Source organism: Streptomyces sp. SD15, assembly GCF_054462255.1.
Window position 1 is genome coordinate 203,819 of sequence record NZ_JBTLMO010000003.1, and the last position, 14,934, is coordinate 218,752.

Annotated in this window: 11 protein-coding genes; 2 read left to right on the plus strand and 9 right to left on the minus strand. The window is 70.0% G+C overall.

The annotated features are described in order from the left end of the window. Positions 1 to 311: 311 nt before the first annotated feature. The 8 genes from ACX28W_RS04425 to ACX28W_RS04460 form a co-directional block, all read right to left on the minus strand. Positions 312 to 2,207, minus strand: a complete 1,896-nt coding sequence (locus tag ACX28W_RS04425) for an RICIN domain-containing protein (protein WP_458997416.1) — start codon at positions 2,205 to 2,207, stop codon at positions 312 to 314. Between the two features lie 632 nt (positions 2,208 to 2,839). After that, positions 2,840 to 3,217, minus strand: a complete 378-nt coding sequence (locus tag ACX28W_RS04430; protein WP_458997417.1) for a toxin Doc — start codon at positions 3,215 to 3,217, stop codon at positions 2,840 to 2,842. Between the two features lie 3 nt (positions 3,218 to 3,220). Then, positions 3,221 to 3,466 (minus strand): hypothetical protein, encoded by a 246-nt coding sequence (locus ACX28W_RS04435; protein WP_362075225.1) that lies wholly within the window; start codon positions 3,464 to 3,466, stop codon positions 3,221 to 3,223. A 664-nt stretch (positions 3,467 to 4,130) separates the two neighbouring features. Continuing rightward, a complete protein-coding gene (locus tag ACX28W_RS04440; protein WP_458997418.1) occupies positions 4,131 to 4,721 on the minus strand; it encodes a hypothetical protein in 591 nt (196 codons plus the stop codon). A 378-nt stretch (positions 4,722 to 5,099) separates the two neighbouring features. After that, positions 5,100 to 5,573 carry a DUF1153 domain-containing protein gene (locus ACX28W_RS04445; protein WP_458997419.1) on the minus strand — a complete coding sequence of 158 codons (474 nt, stop codon included), beginning with the start codon at positions 5,571 to 5,573 and terminating at the stop codon, positions 5,100 to 5,102. Positions 5,574 to 5,774: 201 nt separating this feature from the next. Then, positions 5,775 to 6,398, minus strand: a complete 624-nt coding sequence (locus ACX28W_RS04450; RefSeq protein ID WP_458997420.1) for a hypothetical protein — start codon at positions 6,396 to 6,398, stop codon at positions 5,775 to 5,777. 405 nt (positions 6,399 to 6,803) lie between these two features. Further along, the gene (locus ACX28W_RS04455; protein ID WP_458997421.1) at positions 6,804 to 7,145 is read right to left on the minus strand and encodes a hypothetical protein; all 342 of its coding nucleotides are present in this window, start codon (positions 7,143 to 7,145) and stop codon (positions 6,804 to 6,806) included. Positions 7,146 to 7,255: 110 nt separating this feature from the next. Next, positions 7,256 to 7,438 (minus strand): hypothetical protein, encoded by a 183-nt coding sequence (locus ACX28W_RS04460; RefSeq protein WP_458997422.1) that lies wholly within the window; start codon positions 7,436 to 7,438, stop codon positions 7,256 to 7,258. Positions 7,439 to 8,181: 743 nt separating this feature from the next. Between ACX28W_RS04460 and sigJ the strand changes: the two genes are divergently transcribed. Next, entirely contained in the window at positions 8,182 to 9,129 is a 948-nt protein-coding gene (sigJ, locus tag ACX28W_RS04465; protein WP_458997423.1) for an RNA polymerase sigma factor SigJ, read from the plus strand. A 62-nt stretch (positions 9,130 to 9,191) separates the two neighbouring features. Here sigJ and ACX28W_RS04470 read toward each other — a convergent pair whose 3' ends face one another. Further along, the gene (locus tag ACX28W_RS04470) at positions 9,192 to 12,284 is read right to left on the minus strand and encodes a glycoside hydrolase family 2 TIM barrel-domain containing protein (protein ID WP_458997424.1); all 3,093 of its coding nucleotides are present in this window, start codon (positions 12,282 to 12,284) and stop codon (positions 9,192 to 9,194) included. A 253-nt stretch (positions 12,285 to 12,537) separates the two neighbouring features. On the opposite strand from ACX28W_RS04470, the gene ACX28W_RS04475 reads away from it, so the two are divergent. Next, entirely contained in the window at positions 12,538 to 14,931 is a 2,394-nt protein-coding gene (locus tag ACX28W_RS04475; RefSeq protein ID WP_458997425.1) for a SpoIIE family protein phosphatase, read from the plus strand. The last annotated feature ends 3 nt before the right edge of the window (positions 14,932 to 14,934 follow it).

The window sequence follows — 14,934 nt, forward strand, 5'->3', positions numbered from 1 at the left end:
CGCCCAGCCTTGGCGTCGGCAAACCCCATGAGAACGGCATCCGCTCGCACCGCACACCCCAGCGGTGACAGGGCCGTCCACCCCACGCGCCACCATGCGCTCCACCGCCCGTCCCCCGCTGGAGCCCCGCCGGACGGGCTGGATGGTGCCGGGCGGCGCTTGAAGGTTTTTGGCGCCAACCGGCAGCCTTTCAGCCCGTCCGGCGTTTGAGGACGAGGCCGTTCAGGCCGAAGCGGGGGTCTGGGGGCGGCAGCCCCCAGGTAGGGATGGGACGGGTAGGGGCGGCGGGGGCGACAAACCCACCCTGACTGCTACAGCCCCCCTCCCATGGCAAGGACCGGGAGTTGGACGGGCAACGGAAGCACAGGCCCCCGGCTCGTGTCGTCGCCGGCGGTCACAGAACGGGGCTCCCCATAGTTCTCCGTCGGGGTCGTCTCCGGCTCGGACGCCACGCCCGTCGGCTGCCCGGCCGTACTGTCGGCGGACGGCGGCTCAGGCCGCATCGACGCACTCGCCGTCCCCGCGACCGAGAGCGACTCGGGGCCGGCCGACAGGGAGTCGGTCCGCCATCGCTGTGCGTCGGAGCCGTCCCGGACCTTGACTACGATGTCAACGCCCGGATCGGTGGAAGTGGGCGCGAGCGCCAGCCCCTCGCGCGACCGGGGCAGCAACTCGCCCCGCACTGTGAGGTCGTAGCGCACGTTGCCGCCGCGTGCGTCGCTCCGCGCGACGCAGCGGTCCAGGAAGACGACACCGTCCGCGGCGCGGGAGTCCAGGCACAATGCGGGGTCGGCGATGCTGCGCAGCAGACCGTCGTTCTCGTACGACCACTGCTGGGTCCAGGCCGACGAGCAGACCGCCAGCTCGGTCTCGACACCGGACTTCGCCTCGCCTCCCCTGATGTCGAGGCACAGGTCGGCGGCGAGGTTGCGCAGCCGGGTCCGTTCGGTGCTCGTGGGCAGTCCGGCCGAGGTCGGCGGCGACGACATGGCGGACGGGTCCGTGGAACCGGGCGTCGGGGAGATGGTGCGGCTGCTCCCGGCGCCCGTGGAGGCGGCGGGATCGGCGCCGCCGTCCTCGTGGGACAACAGGCTGACGGCGAGGACGCTCACGACCAGCACGGCCGAGACCGTACCCGCCCCCGTGATCAGGGCCTTCGACGGCCGCGGTGCCGCCCCGGTCCGGCGGCCCGGCGTGGGCAACCGGACCAGCAGACGGTGGCGCCCGCCGCTCCCCGGACGTCCGCCATCCCGGACGCGCCCGCCACCCCCGAACCCTCCGCCACCCCCGAAAACTCCACCACTCCCGACGCGCCCGCCGCCGCCCTGGCGCCTGCCGCCGAACGCGGAACCTCCCCGGGAGCGCACTCCTTGCTGCGCCCGCCCCCGGCGCGCCTCGAGATAGCGACGCGCGCCCCAGCCGAGCACCGACTCGGCGAGCAGCAGTCCCAACCCGCCCTCGAAATGGCCGAGTTGCTCGGCCGCGTAACGGCAGTAGCGGCACTCCGCCAGATGCTGTTGGACATCCGGCAGCAAGGCGCCGCCGCGTCGGATCGGGACGTCCAGCAACCGGTTGTAGAAGCCGCATTCCTTGGTCGGCGCCAGTTCCCGGTGGGCGCGCACACAGCCTTCGCGGAATTGTTCCCGGGCCTGCTCGACAGCGGCCGACGCGATGTCGGCATCCATGCCGGACAGACCGGCCGGTACGGATATGTGTTCGGCCTCGACCTCGGTGTGCCACAGCAGGCACTGGGCGAGTGGTGGGAGGGCCTGGAAAGAGCGCTCGGCGAGCTTCCGATTTTCGGCCGTCATGGACTTCGCCGCCCGCATACCGCGACCTCCGGCGGGTTTCCTCAGGTCCGGCAGAACACCGGATATACGGTCCTCCGCGGACCACTCCCTGACGGTGTCCCTGACCGCCACGAGGAGTTGGGGTCGCAGGGCGACTCCGGACCTGCCGCGCGTCAGCCGGTCGAGCACATGATGGAAGGAGGTCGCGGCAACCATCGAGGCGACGTTCGCCGAAGAAGCGAGGCAGATGACCGAGTAGTCGTACGTCGGCTGCCAGTGCCGTGCCATCAGCAGTGCGACGGGGTGCGCGGCCTCGCTCTCCGGCCGGCCTCTGAGCTGGGCGGCGAGTCTCTCGTCGGATTCCCCGGGGGCGCCGCCGGGAGGATAGGAGGGACGAGGGGGGTGGGGGGTGGGCACAGAGCCGGTTCCTTCCACGGTGCAAGGTGGCGCACTGAAGTTCTTGACCGCCGAAAAGGAGCTGCCGCTTGATGTGCTCGGTGCGTGCCTTTTTGACGGTGCGCCGGGGAAACGGCCGGGGGCGAGGGCCGTACGACGACCTTCGACCAAGAGCCTTTTGAGCTCGTCGACAGTCCGGAATAAACGAACACCGATTTCATGCCCGGCCATTGACCACGCGCAGTAAGTTCACCCTTGCACAACACGCTCATGGCCAACAAGGCACTTGAGCAACATCCGTATGTTTGAAAGATAGTCAGACACTGCGTCAACTCGTGTGACTCGTACCGGCTTTCGAAATTCCATGCGCCCGGTGTGAACCGCGCGCTCGCACCGGAGCCCATCACACACTCCCGGCGCACGGAACTCCGTAGTCCACTGGAACCGGCCCTTCTCGGAGGCCCGCCGCAGGACGGCGGCTCTCCCGCGCGAAACCGGCCGCCGGCCCCGATCCCCCCTCCCTCGGCCGGCGGCCCCAAGGCGGTCGCAGCACGGACCGCGCGGCCGGTCCCAAATCCGTCGCAGCCGGTCCCAGATCCGCCGCGATCGGAGTCGATCTGCCGCGATCGGAGTCGGACCCGTGAGGACCGGAGTCAGATCTGCCAGGACCGGAGGCGGTCGGCCGCGCCGTAGACGTCCGTCTTGCCGTCGATCAGATCCCGGGCGAGGTCGACGAGTGCCCCGTACGGCGGGTCGATCCCCACGCCGCTGACGAACATGTACGCCACCGCCGCCGAACAGGCGAATCGGGCATTGGACGCCGGTAAGGGCTTCAGCAGGGCCAGGGTGTGCAGGAGGGCGGCGGCGCGCCAGGCCGGGTCGGAGTCGACGCCGAGGCGGGGCGGGTCGACACGATGTCGGGCCACGGCGGCGACCAGGGCCGAGAAGTCATTGACCGTGGGCTGGTCGGGCAGCACCTCTTCGTGGCGCTGCAGCAGCCAGGGAACGTCGATATGGATGACGGGAGCCATCGGTCAGGCGGCCCGCCCCTCGCCCTTGCCGGGCGGTTCGTCCTCCGGGAAGGCGGCGGCGAACTCCTCCGCGTGCGCCGCGAAGAACCGGCGGAACACTTCGGCGCCTTCCTGCAGCGCCCGGTGCCGCACGATGTCTGCGGCAGCCGCCTCGCGCACCAGGGCCTTCATCGACGTACCGCGCTCCTTGGCTATCTGCCGCAGGTCCTCTAGCTCGCGGTCGCTGAACTCCACATTCAGAGCTGGCATGCTCCCACGGTACCGCCAGGGTACTTACCCGTAAATATTCCCTGCTCAAGAGGCATGCACAGCGGTACCGGCGGCGACCGACGGGGATCAGCGGAACCGTCCGGGCCAGGGAGGACCTCCCTGGGGTTCCCATTCCACCGACACGCTACCTGACTCGACACCTGACTCGACTTTCGACGTTCTGACGGTTTTGGGTGATCAGGCTGCGCTGGCTGCGGCCCATGCCTGCTGGACGGCGCGGATTTCCGCATCCGTGGGCCGGCTTGGGCTGATGGGCGTAAATCGGGCAGCGATGATCACCCGGCGGAGCCTGGCGACCCTGTCGGACAGGGACGGCTCGGCCTTGGTGGTGTACCACGGTGATCGTGTAGCAGTACAGCCCGAACGGCACGGCGCGCTCCACCGCGTGGCGGGTGTGGCTTTGAGTCTGGCCGGCCCCGAGCAGGTCGCGGGCCTCGGCGAAGGTGACCTCGATCGACCAGCGCCACGCGTACCGGGTGACCAACTCCGCAAGCGGCGTGTCCGGATCCGAGTCGGGCCAGGGAAGTGTCCAGGTGGGCGCGGATCTGATGGCTCAACTCTTGGCGGTTGGGCGTACCGCCGATGCGGAACTTCGTGGCGAGGACGACCAGCTGGACACGGCGCGGCACGGAACCGTTGGACGTCAGCCGTTGCCGCCGTTGCCGCCGTTGCCACCGCGGCCACCCTGACCGCTGGTCTGGCAGCCGGTACCGGTGCAGGTCCCGCCGTTGCCGCCCTTCCCGCCGTTGCCGCCGTCGCCGCCATTGACCGCGTCCCCGCCGTTGCCCCCGTTGCCCCCGTTGGCACTGCCACCGCAGACCCCGGCGCAGATTCCGCCGTTGCCGCCGTTGGTGCCGTTGCGGCCTGGCCCGCCGTTGGTGCCGTTGCCGCCGTTGGCACTGCCGTTGCACACCCCGGCGCAGATGCCGCCGTTCGAGCCGTTGCTGCCGTTGACGGTCCCGCTGCAGTTACCCGCGCACACCCGGTCGCCGATGCGGACGCTGTCGCTGCCCACCTGGATGTCGCCGAACTCTCCGTTGCCGACGAACCGACCGCCGCCCGATGAGTTGCCGTCGCCCTTGGGTGCGGCAGGAAGGTGCTGGGCTGCGTTCGTGACGGTCACATCTGTCTGTGGCATCGGCGCTGCAGTCGCGGCCGGCGCCATCGCGCCCCCGCCGATCAGGGCGGTCGAGACCACGAGGCCGAGACGGAATTTCCAAGAGTGCATACGCATGTAGTTCTCTCTTTCCGAAAATTTTGTCCGTGCAACGGTTTCCCTTGCTCGCTTTTTCCACTTCGCCTCATGAGGACGATGTGGGAAGAAGCGGAAAGGGCTGCCGGGCGATGCCCTGTATCGATTAGGCCCGGTCGTCACGCTCCGAGATGCCGGAACTTTAGAGGCAATCGAGGGAAGCGGTATAAGCAGCCTCGCGTTTCGCCAGAGCCGGAAGGTGACACGACACCCTTCAGGCACGTGGGCGCCCCGGCCCGCATCGGCCGGAGCGCCTCGCACTGGGATCGGCCACCTGGACGACAAGGCCCGGGCGGCCGATCGGCTACTGCGTGATCCCCCACAGCTGGATGCACGCCTCTCCTCTGTGATGAACGCGGACTAGTCGCTGTCGAGGGCCTGCAGCGCCCACTTGTCGATCTCGTCTTCCGAGATCTCGTACTTCTCGGCGACCTCGTCCTTCGTCACGTTCCCGGACAGCACGGTCATCACGATCCGTACCTTGTCCACCTCTGAGAGCTCTTCCTTCGGCTTGTCCGGCAGGTCGTCCAGGTCGTCGAACTCGTCCAGGTCGTCGGAGGGGGAACAGCCGGGCTGGCCGGGCTGGCCGGGCTCACCGGGCTCGCCGCCCTTGCCGCCCTCGCCGCCCTTGCCGCCTTCCCCGCCCTTGCCGCCTTCCCCGCCCTTGCCGCAGTCCGAACGGTGGCCGAGGAGGTCGCCGGCACTGACGGAGTTGCTTGTGACTTCCGTGGCACTCTGCGGCGCCTGTGCAGTGCACACGGTCGCGGTGCCGGTGGCAATGGCCAGAGCGGCTATCGCCAGGATGAATGGACGCTGCCAGAGACTTCTGGGCATTGGGTTCTCCGTTTCCATGACAAGGGTGTCCCCTGCGGGCGCTGCGCCCCCGGACGTCGTGTTCGGGCGACCGGGCCGCTTGCGGTGGTCGATGGGGGGCTGGGGGGGAGTGGGGTGGAGGTGCTGAAGACCTCCACCCCGTTGAGGTGGGCAATCGCGGCCCGGACGTCGCGGGAAGTCCGGGCCGCCGACGTGTGACGATCAGTTGCCGGTGCCTCCCGTACCACCGCCGCCGCCGACCCCTGCGTCGCCTTCGTCGCTGTCGCCGCCGCCACCGCCGACGCCGCCGTCACCACCGTCGCCTTCGTCGCTGTCGCCGCCGTTGCCGCCACGGCCGCCGTTGCCGCCGTCGCCGGTCTCGCTGTCGCCGCCACCACCGCCGCCGCCACCACCGCCGCCGCCACCGGTCTCGCTGTCGCCGCCGTTGCCGCCACGGCCGCCGTTGCCGCCGTCGCCGTCCTCGCTGCTGCCGCCGGCACCGCCGGAGCCGCCACCGCCGCCGGAGCCGGTCTTGCTGTTGCCGCCGTCGCCGCCGCGGCCGCCGTCGCCGGCGTCGCCGTCCTCGCTGCTGCCGCCGGCACCACCGGCACCACCGTTGCCGGCGTTGCCGGTCTCGCTGTTGCCGCCGGCACCGCCGGCGCCGCCCTTTCCACCGTCGGTGACGAGGGAGATCGCGGACGTGGGCTGGCTCATGACCGGCGTCGAGGCGGACGCCGGAAGGGCGACAGCCCCAGAGACCAGAGCGGTCGTGGCGCAAAGCATCGCGAGGCGGAAGCCCCGTCGCTTGGGCTGGGCCTGGTTGTGAGTGTGAACGTCATGGGTCATGGATTATCTCTTTCTGACACAGAGGGGATTTCTGGCATTCCCCGGAAAATTCGGGGTGCCGGTCGGCGGACCGGTTTCGACCGGGACCGCCATACCTGAATAACCTGCGGTTCAGTGAGAGGGAGTATCCTCGGTGAGGAATTCCGCCTTACCGTGCTGCCTCGTTTCCGTTCCGGTGAGGCCCGCACTTCAAGTAGGCCTGACCGGCAAAGCCTGGTCATGTTCCGAGGACTCGGGACTTGACGGAGCCGGAGGCGTCGGATAAAAGCACGCGACCGCCGCCGACAGCCTCCGGCCGTTCGGGAGCCCGGCGCGGACGCCCAGGGGGTCGCGCGAGCGATCAAGGCCACGTTACGGTGATCAAGCACGCCGATTGTCGGATTTCCGGGTGTGGGACGCCACCGTTCACCCGAACGCCTCGCGGCAGGACACGCCAAAGGCCGCCTCCGCCCAGCGGAAGCGGCCTCTGACCGGCGAAAGCACCAGCGGGACGGTGACTGCCCAGGCCTGTTGACCACGCCGGAGTGGCGGTAGCCAGAGCTTCCCGGTGAACACGTCGCGGAGCACAGCGAGGGAGTTTTGTCCGTGCTTGCGGGCGGTGGAGAGGCAGGAGCGCACCAGGAGCCGGCGGTTGGCGCCGTCGAGAGGGCGCCGGCCGCCGCTGGTCTTCACCTGGACCTTGACCCTGCGGATGTCCTGCTCGCCCTGGTTGCTGGTGAAGGGGACGGCGAGGTCGCGCAGAAGCACAGGATGTCGGCTCGGCGGCGCTCTATGCGGTCGGAGACCTGGCGGGCGAAGGGCTTCTTGGTTCCCGGCCGGTGGGGATTGGCCGCTTTCCCGCAGGCCACGGCGTGGTCCTAGCGGCGGGTCAGCTCGCGGACCAGGTCCTGAGCCACGGCGTCGCGGCCGACAGCGCGGGCGCCCTCGCAGGCGGAAGGGGCGCAGGCCCTGGCCAGGGCCTGCGCCCCTTCCGCAACCCGGATGCCGTCGAAGATGCCGAGGACGAGGACTGATCGCGCGCACCCGACCCGTTGCGCCATTCGTCAAGCCGGGCTTCGCCGACCGGGGAGCGACGCGAGAGGAACGCGAGCGTGAGCACGATCGCCCCGAACGCCCATGTGGCTGGCAGAGGTTTAGGGCCTGGCCGGCGGATCATGCCGGAGACGCGGGGTCCGGCACGCCGATCTGCGGCGTTGTCGTCGGTTGCCGACTCCCCCACTCTCGGCTTCGCCCGAACAGGGGGGACCCCCATCGCGTCGACGCCCTCCTCCGCCTTGCAGCTCGACGCACCAGACCCCGCTCACCTGCGCCGACAAGGCACCGCCGCTTCCCTCCGACCTGATCCGCCGGACAGGCCCTAGCCAGTCACGGCGGCGGCGGCTCATCTCTGGGCAAGCGCGCACCCAAGTCGAGTACATCAGAAGGCGAGGTCCGCGCCATCTTTTATCGCACTCCGCGCGGCCGCCTGACCCTCACCCTCCCTCTCTGCCGAGCAGGCCAGCACCCTCGCCACTCACCTGGCCGGCCTCGGCCACTCCCCCTCCGACGTCATCGCGGACCACGACACCGCCACCGCGTTCGCCGAGACATGGCAGCGGCACACGGGCGCAGCGCCGCTACCCTTCTGGCGGACTCGTCTGTCCTCAGCTCAAGCGACCCCCACGCCGATCAACGAAAACGTCGATGTCGAGCACCTGAGACCTACATCACATTTCGCCCGTCGGGCGTCACATTCCGGCCCGTTCTCCCCTCGCAGTAGTGAACGCATCGAGGGAGGCAAGGCATGTCGGACAGCCCCGAGGCCGCGACCGACGGTCCGACGCAGGTGTTCGTCGGCCGGCGCGAGCTGCTCTTCGCGATCGTCTACAACATCCTCGGCAGCGTCGCCGACACCGAGGACGTGCTCCAGGAGACCTGGCTGTCATGGACGGCCCGCGCCCGCCGTTCCCCGCTCGAAGGGATCACCAACCCGCGCGCCTACCTCGTACGCATCGCCGTGAACCACGCCCTCGCCCGGCGCGCCGCGATCACCCGCCGCCGGGAGACGTACGTCGGCCCGTGGCTGCCGGAGCCGCTGCTCGACGAACCCGCCTCCGACGACTCGGCCGACCGCGCGCTGCGGGCGGAGTCGGTGTCGCTGGCGATGCTCGTGGTCCTCGAATCGCTCACTCCGCTGGAGCGGGCGGTCTTCGTCCTCCACGAGGTGTTCGGCTACCCGCACACCGAGATCGCGGAGGTCATCGACCGCAGCCCCGCGGCGGTACGCCAGCTCGCGCATCGCGCGCGGGAGCATGTGCACGCCCGCCGACCGCTCTACCGGGCCCATCCTCGCGTCCGCCGTCAGGCGACCGAGCGCTTCGTGGCGGCCGCGCTCGGCGGGGACATCGCCGCCCTGATGGAGATCCTCGCGCCGGACGTGACGGTGTGGACGGACGGCGGCGGCAAGGCGTCGGCCGGGCTGCGGCCGGTGCACGGCCGGGACAAGGCGGCGCGGCTGCTCTCCGGTTACGCCACGCGCCGCGGCACGAACCTCGACATCCGCTATCGCCGGGTCAACGGCGACGACTCCGCGGTGATCTTCGAGGGCGAGTCGCCGTACGCGGTCATGGTCATGGACCTCACTGCGGACGGCGAGCAGGTGTCCGACGTCTACATCGTCACCAATCCCGAGAAACTCACTCACGTACGGCGGGACGAGGAGGCCGCGACCGAGGAGGGGGAGCCCGCGTGACGGCGCCGCAGCGCCCACCCGTAGAAACCCCCACCCCGACCGCGCAGGAGCGACGGCTGTCCTCAGCCGACCGGGACCTCCAGGCGACTGATCCGCAGTCCGCCGGCGGCGGAGCCCGGGTGGCCGCTGGTCATGACGAGCCGCAGCCGTGCGCCGCGTACCGCGTCGAAGGTGATCACGGTGGGCGCGTCGGACCCGGTGGCCCAGTCGACGGCCGTCCCGGTCACCGGCACATACCGCTTGCCGTCCCACACCGAGACCTCGACCGAGGCGGGCAGGGCGTGCGTGGCGTCGGCCGTGAAGGAGACCTCGACGCGGTCGACGGTGCGGGGGCGGGCCCAGGTGATCGAGACCCAGTCCTTGGGCCGGGCCCCGTTGAAGGCGGGCAGCAGGGCCGTGGCCGACTTGTAGAAGGCGTTGGACCAGCCGGTGGCCGAGTCGCCGTCGAGCATGGCGGCGGGCAGGGTGTCCGGACGACCCGAGTAACTGGCGTCCGCGTGTGGGTAGTTCAGGGCCGCCGGGTAGTCGGGGCGGAAGGCCGACGCCCGAGTGGTCGCCTTCACCCCTGCGGGAGTGGTGCGTACGGTGACGGAACCCGAACGCAGGCCTTCCGCGCGGGCGGTCACCTTCAAGGTGCCCGCCTTCGTGCCGGACCTCACGATCGCGAGTGCCTTGCCGTGGAAGGCCGTTCGCGTACTCGCCTGATAGCGCTCGGCACTCTCTTCCTGGCCGTTGTCCAGACCCGCGAGCGATCCGCCATCGACGTCGAACGCGATCAGCTGATCGGCGTCGGGCACGACCACACCTCGGGCGTCGACCACCTCCGCGGTCACGAAGACCAGCGAACGGCCGTCGGCGGCCGTCGACTTGCGGTCGGGAGTGAGCCGTATCGTGTGCGGCGCCCCGGCCGTGCGCAGGGTGTCGGTGGCGACCGTACGGCCGTCACGGCGGGCGACCGCCTTCAACTCGCCCGGTTCGTACGGCACTTTCCAGGTGAGGTGGAGCTTGCCCGCGCTGCCGTTCGGGCTGGTGTAACTGCCCGGATACGGGCCCGAGGTGAACGTCTTGTCGTCCCCGGTCGCCTCGGTGGTCTCCAGATAGGTACGGCCGTCGGTGGTCTTCTTGGTGTCGAACTGCCTGATACCGAGAGACTTTCCGTTGAGGAAGAGCTCCACGGTGTCGACGTTCGCGTACGCCCAGACCTCGACCGTGTCGCCCGGCTCGTGGTTCCAGGTCATGGGCAGCAGATGGACCATGGGCTCGCTCGTCCACTGGCTCTTGAACAGGTGGTACATGTCCTTGGGGAAACCGGCCGTGTCCACCGCGCCGAAGAACGAGGCCTTCACCGGGAAGACGTCGTACGGCGTGGGCTCCCCGATGTAGTCGATGCCCGACCACAGGAACTCCCCCGCGAACCACTTCCGGTCCCGGTCCTTCTTGTGCCCGTACTCCCCGCTCATCGTCCAGGACGCGAGGTTGTTGTCGTAGGAGGACGTCGCCCGTCTGCCGGGGGTGTGGTTCTCGCCCGTGTTGAGATGCTCCGGCTCCTCGTACGTGCCGCGCGTCGAGGTCTCGGACGACGACTCGGACTCGAAGAGAAAGAGGTGCGGATAGGCGGCGTGCAGGGCGTCCACCGACTTGGCGGTGTTGTAGTTGAGGCCGAGCCCGTCCAGCTTGGCGAGCATGAGGTCGGCCGCGGAGCCCTTCGTGGGGAGGCGGCGGTACTTGTCCGAGCCGATGACCAGCGGACGGGTGTCGTCCGCCGCCCTGATCGCGTCGATGACCCGGTCGGCCATGGCGAGCCCGGCGGTGGACGTGGAGTCGGGGACCTCGTTGCCGATGGACCACAGGACCACGGCGGGCGAGTTGCGGGCCGCGAGCACCATCTCGGTGGTGTCCTTCTCGCACCACTCGTCGAAGAACCGGCCGTAGTCGTAGGTCGTCTTGCCGGTGCGCCAGCAGTCGAACGCCTCCACCATCATCACGATGCCCAGCTCCTCGCAGACCTGGATCATCTCGGGCGAGGGCGGGTTGTGGGAGGTGCGGAAGGCGTTGACGCCCATCGACTTCATGATGGTCATCTGTCGGCGCACGGCGTCGATGCTGATCGCTGCCCCGAGCGCGCCGAGGTCGTGGTGCAGGTCGACGCCCTTGATCTTGGCGTAGCCGCCGTTGAGGTGGAACCCCTCATCCGGGTCGAAGCGGAACTGCCGGATGCCGAAGGGGGTGCGGTAGGTGTCGACGATCTCGCCGCCGACGCGCAGTTCGGTCTCCAGGGTGTAGCGGTGCGGGGTCGCGAAGTCCCACAACTTCGGTTCGGTCACGGTGAGTTCATGGGGCTCGGTGTGCTGGTCGCCGACGGTGACCGTGAAGGCGGCGCGGGCGACGGTACGGCCGTCTGGGTCCACCACCTTCGACCGGACCTGCACGTCGCTCGCGCCGCCCGACTCGTTCACCACGGTCGTTCGGACCCGTACGACCGCCTTCGCCTCGGTGATGTCCGGCGTCGTGACATACGTACCCCACCGCTGGACGTGCACCGGGTCGGTGACGACGAGGCGGGCCTCGCGGTAGATGCCGCTGCCCGAGTACCAGCGGCTGCTGGGGAGTTGGTTGTGGACCTTGACCGCAATGACGTTGTCGGTGGTGCCGTCCGTGTGCAGCAAGTCGGTGAGGTCGAAGGCGAACCCCGTGTAGCCGTAGGGGTGGCGGCCGACTTCCTTGCCGTTGCAGTAGACGTACGAGTCCATGTAGACGCCGTCGAACTCCACGGAGATCCGCTTGCCGGCCAGGGCGGGCGGCAGGGTGAACGTGGTGCGGTACCAGCCGAGGCCGCCCGGGAAGAAGCCGGTGCCGCTGGTGGTGCCGTGGTCCGTGGTGGGTGTCTGCTCGATGCTCCAGTCGTGCGGGACGGCGATCTCGCGCCACGCGGAGTCGTCATGGCCGGGCTGTGCGGCGCCCTCGTACGCGCCCGTGGGATCGGTGATCCCGCCCGGATTCACCAGCGCGAAGCGCCAGCCGTTGCGCAACGCGACGGTGCGTCGGCCCCCCGCCCGCCCCGGGGACGCGGCCCAGGCGTCGGAGGCGCCAAGGAGCGCTCCGGCGGCGGGCGCGGCGGTTCCTGCGATCAATACCGATCTTCGAGTGACCGTCATGGCGGCTCTCCCTCATCAGGACCCATAAATCATCACAACTAATCGTGAACAAACAGATTCTGACGGTGTGACACACACGGCCGTCAAGGGTCCGGAACTCACTTCCGCCTCAGAGATCACATCGGCCTGAAACCGTCATGCCCATGCGCCCCATCCACAGCCCGTGTCCCGGGTGCGGAACGCGCCCACGCACTAGGCTGGAACCCGAGTGACGCGCTTGACCACTGTGAGTGTCCGCAATGGAGTGGCGACGATGAGCCCGGTCCACCCCCTCGACGAGGCCGCCACAGCACGGGCTGTCATCGACGAGAACGGCACCCTGCTCCGCTGGAGCGAAGGGGCCAGCCGTCTGCTGGGCCATGCCCCCGAGGAGGTCGAGGGCCGGCCCGCCGCCGATCTGCTGGCCGCGGGGTCGCCCGTACCGGCCGAGCCGCCGGTACCTCGCGGTATGCACTGGAACGGCATCGTTGACCTGCGGCATCGCGACGGGCACACCGTGTCCGTGTGGCTGCTCGCCCATCACCGACAGCCGAAGCGGGGCAAGCGCGGCGACTGGCTCGTGGTCACTCCACTGGAGGCCCCCGAGCGCCGCCCGCTGGGCGATCCGCTGGCGACGGCCGTGCTGGCGCAGTCCCCGTGCGCCACGGCCGTCTACGACGAGCGACTGCGGCTGTACGGGCTCAACCGCGCCATGGCCGACGCGATCGGTCTGCCGGGAGAACTCGTCCTGGGCCTCAGGCTCTCCGAGATCGGCGGGAAGCCCGAGAGCGAGGAGCTTGAACGGCACCTTTACGAGGTGCTCGCCTCCGGAACCGAGCGCGACGTGGAGACGAGCCTGCAGACGGGTGGCGAGGACCACGCGCGTGCCTGGCTGGCGCGGCTTTCGCCGCTCGTCGACCCCGAGGGCCGGGTGCAGGGCGTGTGCCTGGCCGCGCACGACTTCACCGAGCAGTTCCAGTCCCGCGAGCGCCTGCAGCTGGTCAACGAGGCAAGCGTGCGGATCGGCAGCACCCTCGACGTCACGCGAACGGCCCAGGAGCTGGCCGACATCTGTGTGCCCGCCCTCGCCGACTTCGTCAGCGTCGATCTGCTGGATCCGCCGGAGCACGGCGGCGAACCCCACACGGACCCGCCGACCCCCCCGATCACCCTGCGCCGCACCGCCCATCGGTCCGTGAACCCGGGCTCCCCCGAAGCAGTCGTCAACCTCGGACAGATCGACGTCTACCCCGCCACCTCACCGCAGGCGGCCTCCCTCACAGCCGGCCGGACGATCGTGGCGCCCGACGCCACCACTTCGCTGACCGAATGGCTCTCCTGGGACAAGGTGCGCGGCTCACGCATCGCGCAGTACGGCATACACGCCACCATGTCGGTGCCGATCCAGGCCCGCGGCCAGACCCTCGGCGTGGCCGTCATGACACGGTTCCGGCGCCGCGACCCCTTCACCGCCGACGACGTGCTGCTCGCCGAGGAAGTGACGGCCAGGGCCGCCGTCTGCATCGACAACGCCCGCCGCTTCACCCGGGAGCGCGAGACCGCGCTCGCCCTTCAGCGCAGCCTGCTCCCCCAGTCGCTGCCCCGGACGGCCGCCCTGGAAGCGGCCTCGCGCTACCTTCCGGCGGCGCGGGCCGGGGTGGGCGGCGACTGGTTCGACGTGATCCCGCTGTCCGGGATGCGTGTCGCCATGGTCGTCGGCGACGTCGTCGGGCATGGCATCCAGGCCTCCGCGACCATGGGACGGCTGCGCACGGCCGTCCGTACGCTCGCCGACATCGACCTGGCCCCGGACGAACTGCTCACCCACCTGGACGACCTCGTACTACGGCTGTCCACCGAGGCCGGAGCAGAGGGCATCACCGGCGAAGTCGGCGCGACCTGCCTGTACGCGGTGTACGACCCGGTGTCGCGGCGCTGCACCCTCGCCCGGGCCGGGCATCCACCGCCCGTCATTCTCCCGCCGGGCGAACCGCCCAGGGAGATCGACGTCCCGGCCGGGCCGCCGCTGGGCCTGGGCGGGCTGCCGTTCGAGTCCGTCGAACTCACCCTTCAAGAGGGCACGGTGCTCGCCCTGTACACCGACGGTCTGATCGAGACCCGCGGGCGGGACCTCGACACCAGCCAGCAGCTGCTGCACCACGCCCTGGCATGGTCCGCGAACTCCCTGGAAGGCGCGTGCCACGCGATCCTCCAGGCCCTGCTGCCCGTCGGCGGGGCCCAGGACGACGTGGCGCTGCTGGTTGCCCGCACCCGCGGGCTGGACCCCTCGCAGGTGGCGACCTGGGAGATCCCCGCGGACCCTGCCCTGGTCGCGCCGATCCGCAAGCAGGTCGTGGAGCAGCTGGACACCTGGGCGCTGAGCGGGGCGACGTTCACCGCCGAACTCGTGGTGAGCGAACTGGTCACCAACGCGATCCGGTACGGCGAGCCGCCCATACGGCTGCGGCTCATCCACGACGCCGTGACCCTGATCTGCGAGGTCTCCGACAGCAGCCACACCGCGCCGCATCTACGCCGGGCCAAGACCTTCGACGAGGGCGGGCGCGGGCTGCTGCTGGTCGCCCAGCTCACCCAGCGCTGGGGCAGCCGCCACACGGCCGAAGGCAAGACGATCTGGGCGGAGATGACGCTGCTCGGCGAGGCCTGACAG

What these genes read in the sequence shown, in the direction of transcription:
- ACX28W_RS04430 (WP_458997417.1), bottom strand. Translation starts at nt 3,217, where the DNA reads ATGGCTCCCGTCATCCATATCGACGTTCCCTGGCTGCTGCAGCGCCAC.
- ACX28W_RS04435 (WP_362075225.1), bottom strand. Translation starts at nt 3,466, where the DNA reads ATGCCAGCTCTGAATGTGGAGTTCAGCGACCGCGAGCTAGAGGACCTG.
- ACX28W_RS04440 (WP_458997418.1), bottom strand. Translation starts at nt 4,721, where the DNA reads ATGCGTATGCACTCTTGGAAATTCCGTCTCGGCCTCGTGGTCTCGACC.
- ACX28W_RS04445 (WP_458997419.1), bottom strand. Translation starts at nt 5,573, where the DNA reads ATGCCCAGAAGTCTCTGGCAGCGTCCATTCATCCTGGCGATAGCCGCT.
- ACX28W_RS04450 (WP_458997420.1), bottom strand. Translation starts at nt 6,398, where the DNA reads ATGACCCATGACGTTCACACTCACAACCAGGCCCAGCCCAAGCGACGG.
- ACX28W_RS04460 (WP_458997422.1), bottom strand. Translation starts at nt 7,438, where the DNA reads ATGGCGCAACGGGTCGGGTGCGCGCGATCAGTCCTCGTCCTCGGCATC.
- sigJ (WP_458997423.1), top strand. Translation starts at nt 8,182, where the DNA reads ATGTCGGACAGCCCCGAGGCCGCGACCGACGGTCCGACGCAGGTGTTC.
- ACX28W_RS04470 (WP_458997424.1), bottom strand. Translation starts at nt 12,284, where the DNA reads ATGACGGTCACTCGAAGATCGGTATTGATCGCAGGAACCGCCGCGCCC.
- ACX28W_RS04475 (WP_458997425.1), top strand. Translation starts at nt 12,538, where the DNA reads ATGAGCCCGGTCCACCCCCTCGACGAGGCCGCCACAGCACGGGCTGTC.